The following is a 19719-nucleotide window of genomic DNA, read 5'->3' on the forward strand; positions in this document are numbered from 1 at the left end:
AAGGCGCACTTAAATCAGGTTGGGCAGGTGACGAACCCGCTAAAACCAGTGCTTTGATCTGACATAAACCTGTGTTTCTCTGGCAGAACATGATTGGTACTATATTAAAGGTCTACCACCATCTTGTGATATATTAGAGTTACTGAGTAGTCTTCTAGAGTCGAACTACCGCCTTCTATTTCCTAATTGTCTTTTATTAACTATCACCATTGTTTTTAAAAAGCTGGTATTCTGAAGAAATTAACAATGGCACCGTTTATATTACGGTGCCATTGCATAATTACGTCATGATCGAATCTCTCTTCGCATGAAAAGAGCATAAGATGTTGCAAATAAGAGCAGTGTGAATGCGATTAGCCCGCTTAGTTGAGGCCATATTAGCATTAAACTATTTCTTAGCGATATACTACTCGGTATAGCTCCGGCCATTTGTTCCATAGATACGGGACCCAAACTTCTGACCATCGGCATTAGAAGCGTCGTAGAAGCATCAACATAGAGTTGACTTGGAGATAGGCGAAGAATATTTAGGATTACCTCATTATAATAAGCTATTTTATCTGCAGAAAGATAATTTGGATCAGGGATAAAAGCTTTTATCGCAATATTGACAACCACTTGAAAAAATACCGTGAAGAACAACCATATACCTATTGCGGTCAATGCCGAGGTGGCAGGTTGCCTGAAGCGAATGGATAACAGAACTGCAACACTAAGCCAAAAACCTACGTATAGCACAGTCATACCGTTAAAAGCTAGTATACGGGTGATTTCCTGCCATTCGATAGGAATACCACTGATCCACATAGCATAACCCACAATTAGAAAAGTCAGAGAGAAGAATAGTATAGCTACAATCAATAAGGGCGCTAGAAATTTGGCCAAGATAAGATTGTCTCTATACAACGGCTGGGCCATTAGACGTATTAATGATCCGTTGTTGTTTTCCGAGTTGATTGCATCAAATCCAAGGCTAATGCCTAAGATAGGAGCAAGGAAGCTGAGGAATATATGAAACGCGGGAATGGACTCATCTGTCAATGTCAATAGCTTGAGGTAGAAAAATGAGGTACTGCTATTATCTGTGGCTACAAATACAGATTTAATATTACTTAATGACGAATACATCGATGCTATAAATGTCAATACGATCAATGTTAACAATATGATGAATCTCCAGCTTCTGATATGCTCGGCTACTTCTTTGCGCAGCAAGACACGCAGGGGAGACCTGACTTCGTTATCCCCGTTGTTTTCTGAAAAACGTCTTTTTAAGGACTCTTTTAGATTTTTCATTACTAACATTTAGATTTTTTTCGTTTTTGAAATATTCGAGGTAGATTTCATCCAATCCATAGGTTTTCTGTTGGACACCTACTAGACCATATCCTTTTTGAACCACATAGCTTACAATTTCAGCAGTTTGGTCATAGGCGGATATCACTTCAAGTTCGCAGTCATTTATAATTATCTCCTGCACGCCAGGCAATGATTCCATATCATTCTTTAATTGAATGGTACCCTGAGCATTTTTTTGAAGCCGCAGCACGGTGACATAGCCGTTTTTATTAAATAATTGTTTTGATAAACTAGGTATATCGCCATTTGCCAACAACTTACCATCAACAAATATGCCTACGCGATCGCAGATCTGCTGTACATGATGGAGGTGGTGTGAGGATAGGAGCACGGTCAACTGTTGTTCTTCGTTCAGTTTTTTGATGATCGCCAAAAAGTCCTTCACACCGCTGGGGTCAATACCGAGCGTAGGTTCGTCTAGGATAATCACTTCAGGCTTTTTTATCAACACATCAGCGAGTCCTAAGCGTTGCTTCATGCCTCTGGAAAAAGTCGCGGTTTTTTGGTGCATACTGTATTTCAGGCCTACGATATCCAGCAATTCGATAGCCTTTGTTTCGGCATCATTTTCAGAAAAGCCATTTAGTCTACCGATAAAAGAAAGATTCTCGAGCGCTGTCATATGGCCATAAAAACCTAAGTTATCAGGTAAGTATCCGACTTTCTGCTTTACGGCAATAGGATTGCGTGTGGCATCATGCCCACATACATGCGCTTGTCCCGATGTAGGTTCGCTAAGCCCCAACAGCATAAGGATTGTTGTCGTCTTCCCAGCTCCGTTTGGACCCAAAAGGCCGTATATTTCGCCCTTACTTATATCGAGGGAAAGGTTGTCTACAGCAATTTTATTTTTATAATGCTTGGATAACCCTCTTAGCTTTATAATAGGATTATTCATATGTATATAATTTGTCTTTCAGTTGTCATATGGAATATCCAAACTATATTCATTCGTGTTTGTGCAGTTGCTACTACATGGATATTTCATATGTGTAAATTATTTCATGATCCGCCAACTGGCGGATCGGTTTGTTCTTTATCTGTCATCCGCCAGCTGGCGGACTATGGGAGTTTGTGTTTGGACGAACATGAGTATTTCATATCTGTTCGATTTTCAATTGTTTTTAACAGGCTTAACGCCTACCGTATTTTCGAATCAATATATAAATAAAACCAATGGCAAGAATGATCAATAACATTCCTAGCCAACCGGTCAGGAGCGAAGTTTTGACCTCCATCCGGTATGCCAAGGAAGATTCGAGGTGACTGTTTTTGGCCGATACATTGACCATATAATCACCGGCTATAGTTTTGTCTGGAACTTTAATATTGACTTTGACATCCTTCGTCTTACCAGGATCCAGTTTATCTATTTTATCTGCTTCAAAGCTCGATTCCCATTTCGAGGGCAATTGTGTAGCCAGTTCAATATTCTCCAAAGGCATGGACCCCGTGTTTTTTACCGTAAGGAATAACTCTTTCTTACTTCCAGTGGTCGTATGACCACTTAGTACCTGATTTTGAGTAGAGATTTCCATTTTATAGGTGCCTTTTATAACAGATTCTAACTTGACTACCGCAGTATCTCCTTGAGTTATAGCTTTGACTGGGATGATATGTTTTTTAATATCCGCAGTATACGATGGTGTTATTTCTATACTAACCTCTTTACTGGTGTGTGGCTCTAGATTGATCGACGTTACCTGCATACCCTCGGTTTTATAGGCAACTGACCATCCTGGGGGCAAGCTAGCTTGTAACTCATATATTCTTTCCTGTCCACTTGGGTTAGTGATAGAACCATTATACCGGAATACCTCTGTGGAAGGGGCCTCCAGATTGATCAATCTCACTTTAAAATTTGGACTTAAAGCATTGTTGGCTTCCTGAGCCGTTACATTTTGGACTGCGTATGATGCAGATATACATGCGAGAATTAAAGCTTTTGATACGATTCTCGACTTCAGATGTTCGGTAAAAATGAATCCTTTAAACATGATGTAATAACTAACAATTATATATTAATAGCTTTTAGAAAATGTCTTGAATAAAATTGTACCTTTTTAGGTCTAGAATCCAAAATTAGCTTTTGTAGATATTTGCGTCAAGTATAATTTTAAAAAAAATTGCTCCTCTTGCTTTTTTTGATAAATTCTCTAGATTATTTATTCTGTTATCTAAGAATATAAACATCAAAAAAAGGTCTAAGAGCGGTACTGTCCCTTTTTTAGTTCAAACCAATCTGTTATATCACCATCATAGTCAAATGTTTCCGTAAGTTCAAAACCTAGTTTTGTCAAAACGTTTTTTGATTTTGTATTATCAGGGTCAGTTATCGCAAAAACGATGTCAATCTTTAACTGTTGAAAAGCATAATCTAAAATTGCTCTTGAAGACTCGCTTGCATATCCTTTACCCCAATGCTTTGTTTTAAATCGGTATCCCAACTCATAAAAATTAATACGATTATTCAATGGTTCCCTATAATATTTCAATCCAGCCCAGCCTATGCATTCGTTCGTCTCTTTATTAATCACAGCCCAGCGCGCTACTCCATTTTCTTTGTATTGCTGTTTTAGCATTTTGATTACCGCCGTAACTTCAGCAATTGATTCTACGGGTTTGTTTTCAATGTATAAATGTACTGCAGGATCAGAATCCATTTCAAAGAGATCTTTTTCATCACTAAAATCTAGTTCTCTTAATATAAGTCGAGGTGTTTCTGCTATCAGCTTCATGATTTTGCTTTCTTAAATATATCAAATAAAGTACAGACTATAAAAATCACCTCGGTTTATCAAGCTATTTGATTTTCTGAGCGTAAATTTTTCAATAATCGAGGAATACTTGCAAAGCATGGGTCTTAATGATCGACAAGTAAAAGCAGCTTTGTATGTGAAGGAAGCTGAAAAGATAACTAATAGGGATGTTAGCGCCTTTTGACAAAAGCTTGAACAATCATTTTTACCAATAAGTACGCACCATAACCTAAGGCTATCAACAAGGCTAGTCCATAAAGTGTAGATAATATTTCAAAACTCGTCAATGCCATCAAACCAATAGAAAATCCTGCTACACCTACAATGTATAAACTATTTTTCCATCCAAACCAGTAGGTTAAATAAAAGTATGCACCCACTGTTCCAATTATTGGCATTATGTACCGTGCCGAAGAGTTCCTTAGCTCTTCGGGATAATTGGGGCTATATAATAATTTATACAATATGATTATGACAGCAATGTTAAAAGCTATTTTAAATAATAACCCATAAAATTTTACGGATGATCTGTGATCTTCCTCTTCTTGGTAGTAGCTCATCTTAATTTGTTGAAATATAAACCCCACAAAAGCTTACGCACGCTATAATGCCACGATATCAGTTTCCATATCAGATGGGGCAAATTTAAGTTCGTAGCTCTCGATTATTTTCTCATGAATTAGAGCTAAAAGTTTGTTTTTCTCTTGGCTCATTTTTTAAAGATACATAAATATTAAAAATGACAATATTATAAAGATTAAAATATAAAAAGTCTCCCGATTGGCAAAGGGTACAGGTTTAGTATCGTCATGTCGAGCGTGTCTAGACATCTACAGAGTACACGTTCGTTTTTCCGTTTTCTATATCCTGTTTTATTTCTTCCCTTAGTGTTATACCCATCTTATTTATAATTATCTTTGTTGTAATCATGCTTAACTACAAAATCCTTTAACCTCAAAACACTACCCACTATGCGCTGTACTGTAGTCTTTTTGTTTCTATTAATTAGTTTGCAATCACTCGTTGCGCAGGAGTTCGCATACGAAACCATACGTGATGTTGTTTATACCGCGAACCAAGACCCTTACAGTAAGGAACGCTGTAAGCTTGATTTCCATTTTCCGAAGGACAGGAAATCCTTTACTACACTAGTATGGTTTCATGGAGGCGGGTTGACTGGAGGAGAAAAGAAGATCCCCGCGTATCTGATGGATAAGGGGATAGCTATTATAGCGGTGAACTATAGGCTTTCGCCACATGTAAAAGTAGATGCTATAATCGAAGATGCTGCCGACGCGGTAAAGTGGGCATATGAACATATCGGCGACAAAGGCGGTGCAACCGATAAAATCGTGGTGGGAGGATACTCAGCGGGTGCTTACTTGTCTTTGATGCTGGGGCTAAACAAGAGTTATTTACAAAATAGAGGGATAGACACCGGAAGCCTGTTGGGTATTGTCTCTATTAGTGGTCAGGCTATTACACATTTTACAGCCCGGAAAGAAAGCGGGATTGACGGGTTACAACCTACAGTAGACAGCTTGGCTCCATTGTTTTGGGTCCGTAAAGAAGCACCAAAACTGTTGTTGATAACAGGCGATAGGGAGTTGGAGATGATGGGCAGGTATGAGGAAAATGCCTATCTATATAGAATGCTAAAACTAACTGGTAATACAGATGTGGAGCTGTTAGAATTACAGGGATATGGTCATAACACCGAGTATCCATCATTTCCATTATTATTGAAGACCGTTGATAAATGGGCTAAGTAGATTTGGAGGATATCGGTTATGTCTCTCGCCGAGGTATTCGACAGATATAACAGATATTATTACAATTAAAGTGTAGCTGACACCTGCATAGTTTTTAAGATATTTAATTTAATAGGTTGTATTATAGATGTATAAGTGTTATCTTTAAATATTAGTAAGATAAGATCCGCGCCAGCGGAGTTAAAATTTTTTTTTAGTATAGCCCTTGCATCCGCGAGGGCTATTTATATATCGCATCCATACACGACTCCCTGCTCGCGAAGTACGTTCTTCTCCCGTTCGATTTCGGCAATGAGCTCTTCTTCCGATGGCAGTTGAAATTCTTCCAGAAAGCCTATTTTATGCTTGAAACATTTAAAGGAAACTTTGTCGGTCAGCCGCATTGACAATATATGTTTTTCCAAACTTTTTATCTTCGATAGCAGCGCTTATCAGAATTCATCCTATCAGTAATCTGGAGCTATTTTGGTTGTTGTAGAACAGCTGCAGAACATATACCAAAAACAGAAAGAAGAAAAAGCCTCCAGCTATACAACCCCAATTATTTTAAAATAAAGGGAGGTAGATATTAGGAATGTCAGAAATATCTATAAAACAACATTGATATACAGTTAGTTATAGGGTCGTCTTGTACGGTTTAGATTTTAACCGTTTGATAGTGATAAACAATCTCTTAACTTTGGGGTAACTAATTGATTTTATGATACCGATTGCCCCAGTTGATGAAAAGGATTTGTTGCTTCGTTTACGAGGCGGGGATCATAGGGCTTTTGAAATCCTTTATCACCAGCACAGTAGGTTACTTTTGGCCAAACTCGACCGAAAATTTGTCTATACTGAAGATGCAGATGATCTACTTCAAGAGCTATTTGTAAAAATCTGGGAGCGCCGCCAGCAGATAGATCCTGACCAACCTTTTGCGGGGTATTTGTACCGCATAGCGCAACGCATGGTCACCGATCACTATCGAAAAGTGGCATTGACCAATATCGTTTGGTCTGAAGTAAAACGTGGTGCTTCCGAGTTTGTGGAGTTTACAGATCAGCAGGTGGAGGGACGAGAAACCCAAAAGCTAATTGAACAAGCTATTAATATTTTACCCCCCCAGCAACAAAAAGCTTTCAACCTATGCAAAATCGAAGGAAGATCCTATAAAGAAGCTGCAGAGATTATGTCCATTAGTCCGGAAACGGTACATGCACATTTAGTAAAAGCAAATCAATCCGTCAAAGCCTACTTCCAAAATGCGCAACAGCATATTCCTGGTACCTTAGCTGTCGCATTACTTTTTCTTAACTGTGGCTAGTCGCTTTTTTTTTTCGTTTCTGACTAACCACTTTTCTCTTCCCAGCCGTAGTGTATTAAAAAGGGAAAGTTTTGGAACACCTCGAACATATCAAATCACTCTATAGCCAATATCTGGCTAAGACTATTTCTGAAGACGACCAGAAGGAACTTATTGCGTTTTTCAAAACAGGTTCTGATGCAGAGCTGGATCATGTCATTGGTGAGCTTGATCAGCATGAACAGATATCAGCTAGCACACTCCGTCCTTATGACCAGCGAGCAGGTCACATTCTTTCGCATATTCGTCAGCGTACCGTTCCAGTCGGTAGCCGAACCCGCTCCATTCGCGTGTATATTACTGTCGCAGCGGTAATTCTTGCTTTTGCATTTATAGGTTATTATTTCTATAAGATCTACAATTCCGTCACAGATCAGGAGCCGCATATGAGCAGTATTTACGGCGACGATGTGGCACCCGGTAGTAATATAGCCACTATTACTTTGTCTGACGGAAGTGTCATTGATTTATCCGAAGATCAAGAGGGCATCATTGCGAGTGGATCAGCCTTGCGCTATGCCGATGGCGAGAAACTATTCGATGCAGGCAAAGATATTTCATATGCCACCTTAAAGACACCCCGAGGGGGGCAATATCGCTTGACACTGCCCGATGGTAGTAAAGTTATACTAAATGCCGCTTCCTCCATTACCTATCCGACTGCATTTACGGACATACAGCGTAAAGTCGAGCTCCAAGGAGAAGCCTTCTTCGATGTCGCCGAAAACAAGAGGCAACCATTTATCGTTGCAACCGACCAGCAGCAGGTTATCGTGACCGGTACAACATTTAATGTCAATGCGTACAGCGACAATAATAGAACCGTTACAACATTAGTCACAGGATCCGTTCTTGTCCAGAGCAACAGTACTTCAGCTACAGCTACCTTGAGGCCAGGACAAGAAGCCGTATGGAGCAATGGAAAACTCGAGACTGAGGAAGTGAATACTAGCATTGCCACAGGATGGACCGAAGGTGTCTTTGCATTCCAGTATACATCATTGGCAGAAATATTACCGCAGTTGGAGCGCTGGTACGATATTCAGATCGATATCCACCCTATTCCAAACGAAGAGTTTTATGCAGAGATCGATCGTAATAAGCCATTGTCTACAGTACTGAAAGCCATTGAAAAAACCAGTACCGTACGATTTGAGATCAAAGAAAGGAGGCTCACCCTAAAGAAGAAATAAGGAACAGTTAAAAAAAACCGGAAGTGCTAGCAACGCTCCCGGTTTATAGTCAGGCTCAGATGTCTGCCTACAACGACGTAACACATTCATTTTCTAACCTAACAACACAAATTTATGAATTATCTCATAGATTACAAGGATGCGTATGCACGATGCATGTACATCCCTTATAATCGCCGCTTCAAAATCATATTGCGCATGAAGTTTACTTTAATCGCATTGCTGCTTTTTCTACTGCAGGCTACGGCTTCGGTCAGATCGCAGACCTTGACCCTACATTTTACCGATGCACCTTTAGAAAAGGTGCTTGCCGAAGTCAAAAGGCAAACCGGTTACAGCTATATTGCCAATGCTAAATTGCTCAAAGAAGCAAAGACTGTAACCGTCAGTTTACGTAATACCCATTTAAATGAGGTACTGAAAGTCATATTCAAGGATCAGTCCCTATCTGTCGAGATCAGTGACGGTGTAATCCATATTGAACCGAAAATGATAAAACCCGAGGAGAATAATCTCATTCAAAATCAGGATCTGATTAGGGGCCGCGTCACCAATGAAAAAGGAGAACCCTTAGCCGGAGCGTCTATCTACCTATTGGATGTCGAGGGGAGACGTACAGCAGTACAGACCAAGACGGATGAGCAGGGGTACTTTGAATTGAAGCAGTTTTTGGCTGGAACGAACCTCGAGGTGGTTTATCTGAGTTATACTACCCAGAAGCTTATTGCAAAGGCTGATATGGGGAATATTTCCCTTAAACCCTTTTTTAGTGATGTCGAAGAGGTCGCAGTGGTATCTACGGGATACCAGAAGATACCTAAAGAAAGAGCTACAGGGAGCTTTGTGCAGATTGACAATGAAGAGCTGAATCGAAGGGTGTCTACGAGTGTTATTCAGCGCTTAGATGGCATGGCGCCAGGCATTTTGACGAATTTGAAACAGAAACAACGTGGTCAGGGGGATATCGAAATCCGTGGACGGTCTACGCTTTACTCCAATAGTGAGCCATTGATCGTCTTAGATAATTTTCCATTTGAGGGTAAACTAGAATCATTAAATCCAAATGATATTGAGAATATTACGATATTGAAAGACGCGGCGGCGGCCTCTATTTGGGGCGTACGTGCTAGTAATGGGGTGATCGTTATTACAACCAAATTTGCTAAGCAGGGACAGCGTCCGACAATTGAATTTAACACTAATTTATCATTTGCTGGAAAGCGCAATGTATTTGATCAGCCGCTACTCAGCTCGGCACAGTTTGTAGAAGTAGAACAATTCCTTTTTGAACGCGGACGTTACAATGCAACGCTGAATACAGGCTGGCAACCCGTGTCGCCCGTTGTAGAAATATTATCTCGTGTCAAATCAAAGGAATTGACGGAGGGTGAAGGAGCAATTTTAATTTCTGACATTACGAAGCAAGATGCAAGGAAGCAGTATAATATGTATTTTAACCAACCGCTTTTTAACCAGCAATACAATGCTTCTGCTAGAGGAGCAACAGCAAATCACGATTACTTCATCTCCATAGGTCTTGATAAAAATCGCCCCCAAATAGTGGGCAATAGCTTTGAACGTTGGACAATGCAAGCTGCAAATACATTCAAATTTTTGGGCGATCGCATTACACTCGCTCATCGTATACTCTATAGCAACAAAAATGACCGGCAGGAAGCATACGCTATACCCACTGCTCCAAGATATCCTTACAGCCAATATGTTAGTGAATCAGGAGAACATTTACCGGAAGTTTCTACATTAAGACTGTCCTATATTGATAATGTAGCTGAAAATCGATTACTGGATTGGCATATGCGACCGATGGATGATTTGAACAACAGTGATTTCTATAACAGTCACCGTGTCACACACATTCGGAATAGCTTACAGCTGGATGCCAAGTTAACGGATGCGCTTAAGGCTTCGGTATCTTATCTTTATGAAGAGCTGTACAGTGATTCACCTACTTATTATGGACTACAATCGTATTATACCCGTAACCAAATCAATAGCTTTTCTTATTTGAACGCTGCAGGAGAGATGCAATATGGTGTTCCATTGGGAGCAATTAAACAGGTAAGTAGGGGAAAAGAAAGAAATCAGATAGGACGTTTTCAAATAGAATACGACAGTCGATTTGGAGAAGAACATCAGTTTAATGCTTTGGTAGGTACGGAGATAAGGGAGAATACAGGATGGAATGCTTCTTATGGGCTGTATGGTTATAATGAGGAAAACCAGACAAACCAAAACCACATGGTTAATTATGTAGAACCTTTCAAGATGTGGCATAGTGGCCAAAGTTCGAAAATCTCAACTTTGACGGATCAATCGTCCAGTACGGATCGTTTCGTATCCTACTATTCTAACATTATGTATGCCTATAAAGGTCGCTACCGATTGAGTGGAAGCCTCAGACGTGATGGATCGAATTTGTTTGGTGTACAAACGAACCAAAAATTTGTGCCATTATGGTCAGTAGGTGCTCTTTGGGATCTTCATAAAGAGATTTTCTTTCCTGAAGATTTATTGTCCAAGTTACAACTTCGTGCTTCCTATGGATATAACGGTAATTTAAACCGAAGCGTATCAGGTTATTTGACTGCACGACAGGGAACATTGATTTCTATGTATGGTCAGCCATATTATGAAATAGTGAATCCTCCTAACCCAGCACTTCGATGGGAAAGAGTTCGAAATATCAACATCGGCCTGGATGCAACATCTCGTTCTGGACGTATCTCTGCTACGGTGGAATATTGGCAAAAACGAGGACTGGATCTAATTGCAAAAAGACCTACACCTACACAGACTGGTATTACTGGCTTTACGGGCAATACGGCATCCCTGCTTTCAAAGGGGGTAGATATAGCCTTGACAACCCAGAACCTAATTGGTCCTTTTAACTGGTCGAGCCAATTATTTTTGAGTAAAGTGACAAACAGAGTGTTGGAGTACCATGTGGTTCCTGCAACAAACTTCGTAATTATGTCGAATATTAATGATTATCCACAGATTGGCTACCCGCAGTTTTCGTTGTATGCTTTTCCGATGAAGGGGCTTGATGACACGGGCAGTCCGATAGGTTATCTTGGCGGACAGGAAAATAACGACTACCGTGCAATAAAGAATAGTCAAGATCTTTCGGAAATGTCTTATATGGGATCATCTACCCCCACATTGCATGGCACACTGTGGAACCGATTTGGTTATGCTGGCTTTGAGCTTTCGTTTTCAATTAGATGGTATGCAGGTCATTATTTTAGGCGAAACTCACTCGATAATGCAGCTGTGTACAATGGAAGTTATTCCATATGGGATTACGAAAAACGATGGCAATCTCCCGGTGACGAGCAGTTGACTAATGTGCCGTCGCTGGTATATCCAAATAATTTAAACAGATCAGACTTCTACAAATATGCTGATCTATTGATTGAGCCAGCTGCACATGTTCGCCTGCAGGATCTGCATTTATCCTACAATGCGTCATCGCTAATAAAAGGAAAATCACTTAACAGAGCACGACTTATTTTCAGTGCGAGTGACGTAGGCATACTTTGGGCTAAAAATAATAAATCAATTGATCCGCAATTCATCAATGGTAACCCCATCAGGACTACATATTCGCTAGGTATTCAATTAACACTTTAAAACATGAAAAGAATCTTTATAATCTTAATTTTAGGAATGATGGTTACATCATGCGAACAAGAGTTTTTATCGGTAAAGCCTAGTTCCAATATTATCCGACCTCAAACCCTAGAGGATTTAGAGCAGATACTTGACAATAACCTTGTAATAAATGTTTCAGGAGTGCTTCAGCGCATAGCATCTGACGAGTATTATATTGCCAGCCCAGAAATATGGCAAGGGTTATTTAGTTCGACGCAACGTAATGCTTATTTATGGAAAGCCGACCCTTATGAAGGCGAAACCAATATTAAGGATTGGGATAATCTTTATACAGTTATCTTTTATGCAAATAGTGTTTTGGACGAGCTTAGTAGAATTGACGGCCAGCAACAGAAAAAAAGTGATATCAGAGGGAGAGCTTTGTTCATTCGAGCATATGCACTTTTTGATTTGGTCAATACTTTTGCTCCATTTTACGATACCAAATCTGCTACTATAGATTCTGGTGTACCTATACGGCTTTCTGCAGATATTAACCAAACTGAAAAAAGAGCAACCGTAAAAACGTGTTATGAAAGGATAATTACCGATTTGGACGAGGCCGCTAAGTTAATATCGGCAAAAACGCCACCAGTTTTACGGACAAGGCCGAGCAAAGCAGCAGTTTATGCTTTGCTCTCTAAGGTGTATTTTTTTATGCAAGATTTTGAAAAAGCACAAACTTACGCAAGTACATGCCTCAGCTTGTATTCTACTATTACAGATTTTAATCAGCTACAGACTAATACTGATCAGCCTTTTCAGGGAAACAATGATGATGTAATTTATTATACAACACAGGTAATGGATTATACAACGACATCAGGCGTAGGGTCACTTACTGGAAATTATATCGGGATAGATACTGAACTTATAAAGCTTTACGAGCCAGCCGATATACGACCTCAGGTCTTTTTTAATAAAAACAGTCAAGGAAGAAATTATAGAAAGATGATGTATGGCAGTGTCTCCAATAATCTTTACCCGTTTACAGGTCTCGCAACAGATGAAATCTATTTAATTAAAGCAGAATGTCTTGCACGTATCGGAGAATTGGCAGAATCGAAAAACACATTATTACAATTATTGCAAAAGAGATTCCCTAAGGGACATAATTTCGGAATTGATAAATTGGATCAGCACGATTTGATAGAAAGAGTCCTTTTAGAGCGTCGTAAAGAGCTTGTGTGGAGATCAACTCGATGGACAGAATTGAAGCGAATAAATGCCTTGGGGCATAAAAGAGTGTTAAAGCGCGAGTTCAAGGGCGAAGTATATGAACTTTCGTTAGACAATGCTAATGCTACATTCCCTATCCCAGAAAATGAATTGATACATCTATTTTAATTTTTAAAAAAATGAGATATATTATCCTTATTTCTCTGTTACTAGCCGTAGCAGTGAATAGTTTATATGCAAAAACAAAGTTAGATCCTACAGCCAAAGTGATTGTTTCCTTTGATGATGCACTGCTAAAAAATAAAAACATAACTGCAGAAATTTCTGTCTTTTCCTATTACCATGTCACGGCCAGTGATCTCTATGATGAAAAATACAAGTGGAATGGCGAAACAAAAGAAATTGAGGTAGTTTTTCCTTTGCTGCAAGACATATCGCTTGTGAAGATAGAGGTTTTTAATGATGGTGAACTTTTGCTGTCTTTATTTCCACACAGATTGTTCTTAATAGAACCGGATGATAGTTTATCATTCTATGTAAGTGATAAGGTGCAAGCAAATGGTGTCGATAATGAAAAGAATAGGTTAAGGGAGCGAATCTCAAATTTGGATCGGAGCGGAGGCGATAGTTGGCTGGGCCATTATATACAAATTGGAGATATAGACAAATACTATGCTGTAACAAATGATTTTTTTGATGCTTTAATAGAGAGAAAGTTAGACGTGTTAGAAAAGAATCGGGATAAAATAAGTAATTCCTCGTATTTCTATATCAAAGAAGAATGTGTTTTTAGTACGGAAAGCATACGTATAAAGAGACTTCAGGGAGCTGTCGAAACTGGTGCTCCCTATCAAGATGTATTAAAGAAACATGTTCTGCAACAGTATTATTCTGCTATAAGTAAAACAAAATACCACATGGGCAAAAGCCCATCGTATACAGATTATGTTATCGACGTTTTAACGGCAGGGTTCTTAATACCAGAATATGTTGAGCATCCGAAGTCTGCGCCAATTATCGATTTGAACCTAATACTTAATCGATTCCAGAAAATGAATTTAGATCAGGAAAATCGAGATAATATTACTGCATTCTTATTTAGTCGTTACGGCACAGCAGCAATAGGTGGTGAGCAAGCGATTAACAAGGCATTAAAATATGTGAGTGACGATCGCATAAAATCATATTTAAAGAAGATCAAAGAAAGTCGTTATGTGAAAAATGATGTTTATCCATTTCGTTTAGAAGATATAGATGGAAACATCTACACACCTGAATCCTTCAAAGATAAAATTGTTGTGTTAGACTTCTGGTTCAACGGTTGTACAGGTTGCGCAATACTACACCAAGAATTAGTAAAAATCGAAAGTAGTTTAAATGATGAATCAGTACTTTTTATCAGTGTAAATGTTGATGTAAAGAGGGATAAGTGGCTTCGGGGTTTAGAAAGTGGTAAGTATACTTCGAAAGAAGGTATAAATTTGAGAGTCATAGATCCGAAGCCTAATATAGCTTCATTCTATGGTTTCTTTTCTTTCCCACAGCTCCTGATTGTAGACCGAAAAGGAAGGCTAGTTTCTTATAACCCGCCCCGTCCAATCAATGTAACCGGTAGAAAAGGTTTTACAGAAATGCTACTCGGTTTAAAAAGCAAATAAAAGGAGGGGAATTTTCCCCCATCCTTTTATTTTGATATACACCATTAGAACTAGATGGCGATATCCATCCATTAGCTTCAAAAGTCGCTAATTCACTCTCAGTATAGCTATCCTGAGTTGGGATGTTTTCAGAAGACAAGATTTGGTACGTACAAGCCGTCGGCTCTGTTGGAGTACAGTCCATAGGATTGACGTTACTGCGTAATTCAAATATTCCACTTCCTTTATTTACCAAGTGTCCACTAGCTTCTTTTTCACCAAACGATTGTATTAAAGAAAATATTCATAGAAGGACCCTGGCTATAAGAAGGCGGGTGTTATCGTACAGAATTTTACACTGGCCGATATTGAACAGACTACACTCTTTGGCCAGCGGGACAAGCGTCATGATGCCTTAATGATGGCCTTTGACAACATCAACAAGCTGTATGGGCTATTTATATATCGCATCCATACAGGACTCCCTGCTCGCGAAGTACGTTCTTCTCCCGTTCGATTTCGGCAATGAGTTCTTCTTCGGATGGCAGTTGAAGTAAATATTTACTGACGAACAATTGTTGATCGCTATCCGCGATAGCGTACTCGACCAAAGCTTTGTTCTGGTTTGTTACGAGCAGTAGTCCGACAGAAGGGTTGTCGTCCTTTTGCATCATCTCCTTTTTGTAATAATTTACGTAGGTCTTTAACTGTCCGATATGCTCATGTTTTGCTTCATCTACTTTGAGCTCCACGAGGATGTGACATTTTAATATGCGATGGTAGAATACCAGATCGATAAAGAAGTATTCACCGCCGATCAGGATGCGTTTTTGTTTGGCTTCGAAACAAAAGCCGTGGCCCATTTCGAGAAGAAAGCTCTCTAAATGTTCAAGTAGCGATCTTTCTAGGTCACTTTCATAAACCACATCTTTGGCTTTTAATCCCAGAAATTCAAAGGTAAAAGGAGACTTGATGATGTCTTTCGCTTCAATGGTTTCGGCCGTTTGTTCGACCACTTTTGACAACATGTCTGGCTTTTTACTGATATCGCTTCTTTCATAATAAAATGTGTTGATCTGCCTTTTTAACTCCCCGACACTCCATGCTTGTTTTATACATTCAAGCTCGTAAAATGTACGTTTTTCTAAATTTTGAATCGGTAACAGTTGTACGAGGTGACTGAACGATAATTTTGAAAGGATGTCGGTGGGTAATATCAAATGTTGATTCTCTTGATCAACTTGGGTTTTCTGTACCAGATTGAATTCGTCAGTCATTGACTGACGAATTTCAAGAACGTTTATATGACTAATTTTGATTACAGATTTTATACCCGAATCCAAGTGAGGATAGCTGTGTAAAATAGTCTACAAAGTTTCAGGCTAGTCTCCGAAAGTCCTTTTATTTTAATAGATTTTGCCAGTTCAGGCATCAATCGGTCACCATACCTCGCCCGGTCTTCACTATTCTGCTCGAATTCAACAATGTATAGGCCGATCAGCCAGTTACGCAGAGTAAGCGATTGGTTTACTGCCTTAACAGCGGAAAGCTGTAACTCTTAGTGTGTGCTTTGTATACTACTTACTAGTTTGTCAAATTCCATAAGATTAGATTTAGGTTACCCTTTTTATTCCTGGTCGTCCCTGAAGCAATTCAAGCTAACGGGTTTTGTTTTTTACAGACCAAGCCTTCAATCTCTATTTTCTTACTACTGATTTCTCCCAAGTTATAATTGGTCTCGTTTTTATTTCTTTTTCGAAGAAGTCTTCTTGGTTACAGGAGATTTCTCAATTTCAAACGAGATATATCCACGTAACACCATATCAACATAGTTTTCCGCATCTTTTAGCTCATTGAATGCAGCGATAGCTGTGCACCTGCCTCTGTCAATGTTGACTACCTGATGACTCACTGCAGCATCATTTGGTCCGTTACATATAAATATCTTTACTCCCTCTATTTCCTTATCCTCAATGTCCGCTAATTTTTTTTCAATAATTACCGGACTAGGGAGTAAGTTGTTACTATGTTTCTTTTTGTGTTGGGTGACGAATATTTGGAGTGCTTGAACGAATACTGGATTGTTCACCATTATTGGATTACCTTTGGAATTCTTCGATAGCACTTTTTTTTCAATTCCTTGTTTAAGTAACTCTTTATATTTATTCTGTAAAGCATCAGCAAGTCCAGTTTGTGTCCTTTCATTATAAATTAGAAGTTTTCCATTATTAACTTCTAATACTTCACCTACATCATCTACAGTTTTTATTGCAGGTTCTTCTGTGTGGGATTTCCACTTGCTGATAGTACTTTCATTTATATCTAAATATAATGCTAAAGCAGCAGCAGTGAGTTTCGTTTTGCCTAGCTCTTCTTCTATATTATTTATTCGTCTTCCCATTTTTAATTTAAAAAACTTGCTTATAACTGAACGTTTTATTATATTTGTCTTGTAGATAGAATATTAGCGACATACGCACTATAGAGTAATTACTCTTAGAATGTTGTCTCTTACGCTCGAAAACCGTCAATTTTTGCTACGTAAGGGAGACCGTGAGTTCGCTTTCCATTGAATTTTGTATATTCGTGTACAATTCAGTGGAGCGGACTTCATGTCAGTCTTCGTAGCGGTTGGCTTCGGCCAACAGGTCCTGACGGTACCACGAGCGAAGCGTTGAGGTTCGCTCCGTTGAAAAATAGAGTAGCCTCAATTGCTGGTAGAGTACATCGTTCACATAAACTTTAAAAATTATGAGAATGAAATTCAGTACCAACAAAAGCCACCAGCCACCGATATCCCATCGGTCGTCATGGTATTCCCAATCTTTACATATAAAGAACGTACCGGCCTCGCCGGAGTAATGTAAAACAGCAGCTAACAGAAAAGGGGGCGACACGTAGTATTTTCCACTGTTTGTAGAACATCTTCCCGATACTCGGGACGCGGCGCAATGACGTTAAGAAAATACGTCAAAGCCCTTTTCTGTAATCCGACCTCATATACGAAAACAGTTAGTTCATATAGGTCAAGAGAATCAGTTTATCTTATTGTTTTGCACCTTAAAGATAGCACAGATTTTATTGCCTGACAACTAAAATGATTAATACAGATATCGTATATCAATATCTTGAGAGGTCGGTACTTTTAATTATTTCTAGAATGGATAGTATAAAAACCGATTATAAGCCAATACTAACCGTAAGATCCATTCAGAAATCGCACTAGACTTTTGAATCTGCAATAGCTATGTCTATTGCATAATATAACCGAAAAATGAAGATTTTTTTAAGGGGTGGGAGAGGTATGGCCATTGGCCAGAGCTGCGTCCGACCACTGGCGGATGAAAAAAGCCTTTCAAGTCGCCCAAAAAAAGAAAAAATAAAATATCCATTGTCAAATTGTAGACCTTTCGATAAATCGGAACAGGTACTCCACTACGGTCCCCGAAAGATCGGGACACAGCGAGGTAACGGTAATATGATAAGATTAATGGCGTTTATCCTACCTATGATAATATTCTGTGTGTTGTTTAGTAATGCTTTTGCGCAGTCCGCTGGGGAGCGGGCTGCCGTAAAGGCGCAGCATATTATTAAGCCCTTACAGGTAGGAGATACTATTCCTGAAGATCTTTGGAATTTGCCTTTGCAGGTAGTCAACCATCGAGACGGTAAAGAGACAATTACACTTAGTGATTATCGATATAAAAAATTAATCATACTGGACTTTTGGGCTACCTGGTGTAGTAGTTGTATTCAAAAATTCTCCAAATTGTATTCTCTACAGCAAGAAAGAGACAGATTGCAGGTGTTATTAGTGAATACTAAATCGACAAGAGACAGTCCGAAAAAGGTATACGATTTTCTGACTAAAAGAAAGGAAGCTTATCAACTTACTTCTATTGTGAATGATACGGTATTGTCGAGTTTTTTTCCTCAATATTCACTCCCTCATTATGTGTTTTTAAATGAAGGAAAGATCGTTGCTGTAATAAATGCAAACCAGGTCAGTTCTTTAAATTGGGACAAAGTCGCGGATGGGGATTATAGTGTCGAAACTAAAATATACAAAGAATATGATGTTAATAAACCGCTATTTAAAGATGGTAATGGAGGTAATTGTCCTGATTATATTTTTAGTTCGTTTTTGAGCGGTTATGTGGATGGAATTCCTAGTCAAATCTATAGAGGGGGCGAACTAACCGACCGCGTATCTTTTATCAACCTTCCATTAATAACGATTTTAAAATACGCTTATCCATCTCTTCGAAATTTTTCTAGCACGAGAATGCGGTACAACGTAGCCGATCCTTTTCTTTATTCAGAAAGGGTTATAGGTGAGACACGTAATCTTTTTACTTATGAAATCAAAATGCCACTAACTTCATTGGAAAAGGTTGATGAATATATACGGCAGGATATTAAACGTTATTTTCTATTGAATTTTAGTATAAAAAAGGAAAGCCAAGATTGCTGGGTATTGAGTTCTAGGGATTCTAAGAAGGTACTTGATTTCCCAGAAACGTTGACTAGGGCTACTAATTTGTATGAAGAAACTGGTGCTTCTATATTCTATGATAACTACCCCCTACAGAATTTGATAAAATACCTGGAGGAAAAATACAAAATTCCTTTTATAGATGAAACGGGCATTTTAGCGAATGTACGATTGGAACTGCCTGGAGATATTGGAAATATAAATGAACTGCAAGAAAGTTTGAAGCGATTTGGCTTGCTGCTAAAAAAGGAACGGCGAGATATTGATGTAATGGTGATATCCAATGACCTAATAACTAATTAATT

At 38.9% G+C, this 19719-nt stretch carries 16 protein-coding genes and 1 pseudogene; 7 read left to right on the forward strand and 10 right to left on the reverse strand.

Annotated features, from left to right (window positions below; translation table 11 throughout):
* Positions 1 to 285: 285 nt before the first annotated feature.
* From JKG61_RS01910 to JKG61_RS01930, 5 genes are all read right to left on the reverse strand, one after another.
* A complete protein-coding gene (locus tag JKG61_RS01910; RefSeq protein ID WP_202101295.1) occupies positions 286 to 1296 on the reverse strand; it encodes an ABC transporter permease in 1011 nt (336 codons plus the stop codon).
* Positions 1241 to 2257 carry an ABC transporter ATP-binding protein gene (locus tag JKG61_RS01915; protein WP_202101296.1) on the reverse strand — a complete coding sequence of 339 codons (1017 nt, stop codon included), beginning with the start codon at positions 2255 to 2257 and terminating at the stop codon, positions 1241 to 1243. The genes JKG61_RS01910 and JKG61_RS01915 overlap by 56 nt, the downstream gene beginning before the upstream one ends.
* A 235-nt stretch (positions 2258 to 2492) precedes the next feature.
* Positions 2493 to 3356, reverse strand: coding sequence for a COG1470 family protein (locus tag JKG61_RS01920; protein WP_202101297.1), 864 nt, complete (start codon positions 3354 to 3356; stop codon positions 2493 to 2495).
* A gap of 207 nt (positions 3357 to 3563) precedes the next feature.
* Positions 3564 to 4097: a GNAT family N-acetyltransferase gene (locus JKG61_RS01925; protein ID WP_202101298.1), complete on the reverse strand. Its 534-nt coding sequence runs from the start codon at positions 4095 to 4097 to the stop codon at positions 3564 to 3566.
* 191 nt (positions 4098 to 4288) lie between these two features.
* Complete coding sequence (locus JKG61_RS01930; protein WP_202101299.1) at positions 4289 to 4678, reverse strand: hypothetical protein; 390 nt, start codon at positions 4676 to 4678, stop codon at positions 4289 to 4291.
* 411 nt (positions 4679 to 5089) lie between these two features.
* Here JKG61_RS01930 and JKG61_RS01935 point away from each other — a divergent pair, with 411 nt between their 5' ends.
* Positions 5090 to 5890: an alpha/beta hydrolase gene (locus tag JKG61_RS01935; RefSeq protein WP_202101300.1), complete on the forward strand. Its 801-nt coding sequence runs from the start codon at positions 5090 to 5092 to the stop codon at positions 5888 to 5890.
* Between the two features lie 224 nt (positions 5891 to 6114).
* Here the strand turns inward: JKG61_RS01935 and JKG61_RS01940 are convergent, their stop codons facing one another.
* Positions 6115 to 6273, reverse strand: a complete 159-nt coding sequence (locus tag JKG61_RS01940; RefSeq protein WP_202101301.1) for a hypothetical protein — start codon at positions 6271 to 6273, stop codon at positions 6115 to 6117.
* Positions 6274 to 6590: 317 nt separating this feature from the next.
* Between JKG61_RS01940 and JKG61_RS01945 the strand changes: the two genes are divergently transcribed.
* The 5 genes from JKG61_RS01945 (at position 6591) to JKG61_RS01965 (ending at position 14940) form a co-directional block, all read left to right on the forward strand.
* Complete coding sequence (locus tag JKG61_RS01945) at positions 6591 to 7196, forward strand: RNA polymerase sigma factor (RefSeq protein ID WP_202101302.1); 606 nt, start codon at positions 6591 to 6593, stop codon at positions 7194 to 7196.
* A gap of 71 nt (positions 7197 to 7267) precedes the next feature.
* Complete coding sequence (locus JKG61_RS01950) at positions 7268 to 8428, forward strand: FecR family protein (protein WP_202101303.1); 1161 nt, start codon at positions 7268 to 7270, stop codon at positions 8426 to 8428.
* Between the two features lie 114 nt (positions 8429 to 8542).
* Complete coding sequence (locus JKG61_RS01955) at positions 8543 to 12082, forward strand: SusC/RagA family TonB-linked outer membrane protein (protein WP_202101304.1); 3540 nt, start codon at positions 8543 to 8545, stop codon at positions 12080 to 12082.
* Positions 12083 to 12085: 3 nt separating this feature from the next.
* Positions 12086 to 13450, forward strand: a complete 1365-nt coding sequence (locus JKG61_RS01960) for a RagB/SusD family nutrient uptake outer membrane protein (RefSeq protein ID WP_202101305.1) — start codon at positions 12086 to 12088, stop codon at positions 13448 to 13450.
* A gap of 11 nt (positions 13451 to 13461) precedes the next feature.
* Positions 13462 to 14940: a TlpA family protein disulfide reductase gene (locus JKG61_RS01965; protein WP_202101306.1), complete on the forward strand. Its 1479-nt coding sequence runs from the start codon at positions 13462 to 13464 to the stop codon at positions 14938 to 14940.
* Between the two features lie 437 nt (positions 14941 to 15377).
* Here the strand turns inward: JKG61_RS01965 and JKG61_RS01970 are convergent, their stop codons facing one another.
* From JKG61_RS01970 to JKG61_RS01985, 4 genes and pseudogenes are all read right to left on the reverse strand, one after another.
* Complete coding sequence (locus tag JKG61_RS01970; RefSeq protein WP_202101307.1) at positions 15378 to 16196, reverse strand: PDDEXK nuclease domain-containing protein; 819 nt, start codon at positions 16194 to 16196, stop codon at positions 15378 to 15380.
* 50 nt (positions 16197 to 16246) lie between these two features.
* Positions 16247 to 16459: pseudogene (locus JKG61_RS23235) on the reverse strand (DUF1016 N-terminal domain-containing protein); the annotation flags it as partial.
* Positions 16460 to 16663: 204 nt separating this feature from the next.
* Positions 16664 to 17320, reverse strand: coding sequence for a hypothetical protein (locus JKG61_RS01980; RefSeq protein WP_202101308.1), 657 nt, complete (start codon positions 17318 to 17320; stop codon positions 16664 to 16666).
* A gap of 214 nt (positions 17321 to 17534) precedes the next feature.
* A complete protein-coding gene (locus JKG61_RS01985) occupies positions 17535 to 17816 on the reverse strand; it encodes a hypothetical protein (RefSeq protein ID WP_202101309.1) in 282 nt (93 codons plus the stop codon).
* Between the two features lie 377 nt (positions 17817 to 18193).
* Here JKG61_RS01985 and JKG61_RS01990 point away from each other — a divergent pair, with 377 nt between their 5' ends.
* Positions 18194 to 19717: a TlpA family protein disulfide reductase gene (locus JKG61_RS01990; RefSeq protein ID WP_202101310.1), complete on the forward strand. Its 1524-nt coding sequence runs from the start codon at positions 18194 to 18196 to the stop codon at positions 19715 to 19717.
* The last annotated feature ends 2 nt before the right edge of the window (positions 19718 to 19719 follow it).

Origin of the sequence: Sphingobacterium faecale, assembly GCF_016746095.1 — a bacterium.
Lineage (GTDB): Bacteria > Bacteroidota > Bacteroidia > Sphingobacteriales > Sphingobacteriaceae > Sphingobacterium > Sphingobacterium faecale.

Excerpts from the sequence above, each read along its gene's own strand:
- JKG61_RS01935 (WP_202101300.1), top strand. The coding sequence starts at position 5,090 with ATGCGCTGTACTGTAGTCTTTTTGTTTCTATTAATTAGTTTGCAATCA.
- JKG61_RS01970 (WP_202101307.1), bottom strand. The coding sequence starts at position 16,196 with ATGACTGACGAATTCAATCTGGTACAGAAAACCCAAGTTGATCAAGAG.
- JKG61_RS01960 (WP_202101305.1), top strand. The coding sequence starts at position 12,086 with ATGAAAAGAATCTTTATAATCTTAATTTTAGGAATGATGGTTACATCA.
- JKG61_RS01920 (WP_202101297.1), bottom strand. The coding sequence starts at position 3,356 with ATGTTTAAAGGATTCATTTTTACCGAACATCTGAAGTCGAGAATCGTA.
- JKG61_RS01955 (WP_202101304.1), top strand. The coding sequence starts at position 8,543 with ATGAATTATCTCATAGATTACAAGGATGCGTATGCACGATGCATGTAC.
- JKG61_RS01965 (WP_202101306.1), top strand. The coding sequence starts at position 13,462 with ATGAGATATATTATCCTTATTTCTCTGTTACTAGCCGTAGCAGTGAAT.
- JKG61_RS01990 (WP_202101310.1), top strand. The coding sequence starts at position 18,194 with ATGAAGATTTTTTTAAGGGGTGGGAGAGGTATGGCCATTGGCCAGAGC.
- JKG61_RS01980 (WP_202101308.1), bottom strand. The coding sequence starts at position 17,320 with ATGGGAAGACGAATAAATAATATAGAAGAAGAGCTAGGCAAAACGAAA.
- JKG61_RS01945 (WP_202101302.1), top strand. The coding sequence starts at position 6,591 with ATGATACCGATTGCCCCAGTTGATGAAAAGGATTTGTTGCTTCGTTTA.
- JKG61_RS01930 (WP_202101299.1), bottom strand. The coding sequence starts at position 4,678 with ATGAGCTACTACCAAGAAGAGGAAGATCACAGATCATCCGTAAAATTT.
- JKG61_RS01940 (WP_202101301.1), bottom strand. The coding sequence starts at position 6,273 with ATGCGGCTGACCGACAAAGTTTCCTTTAAATGTTTCAAGCATAAAATA.
- JKG61_RS01925 (WP_202101298.1), bottom strand. The coding sequence starts at position 4,097 with ATGAAGCTGATAGCAGAAACACCTCGACTTATATTAAGAGAACTAGAT.
- JKG61_RS01910 (WP_202101295.1), bottom strand. The coding sequence starts at position 1,296 with ATGAAAAATCTAAAAGAGTCCTTAAAAAGACGTTTTTCAGAAAACAAC.
- JKG61_RS01915 (WP_202101296.1), bottom strand. The coding sequence starts at position 2,257 with ATGAATAATCCTATTATAAAGCTAAGAGGGTTATCCAAGCATTATAAA.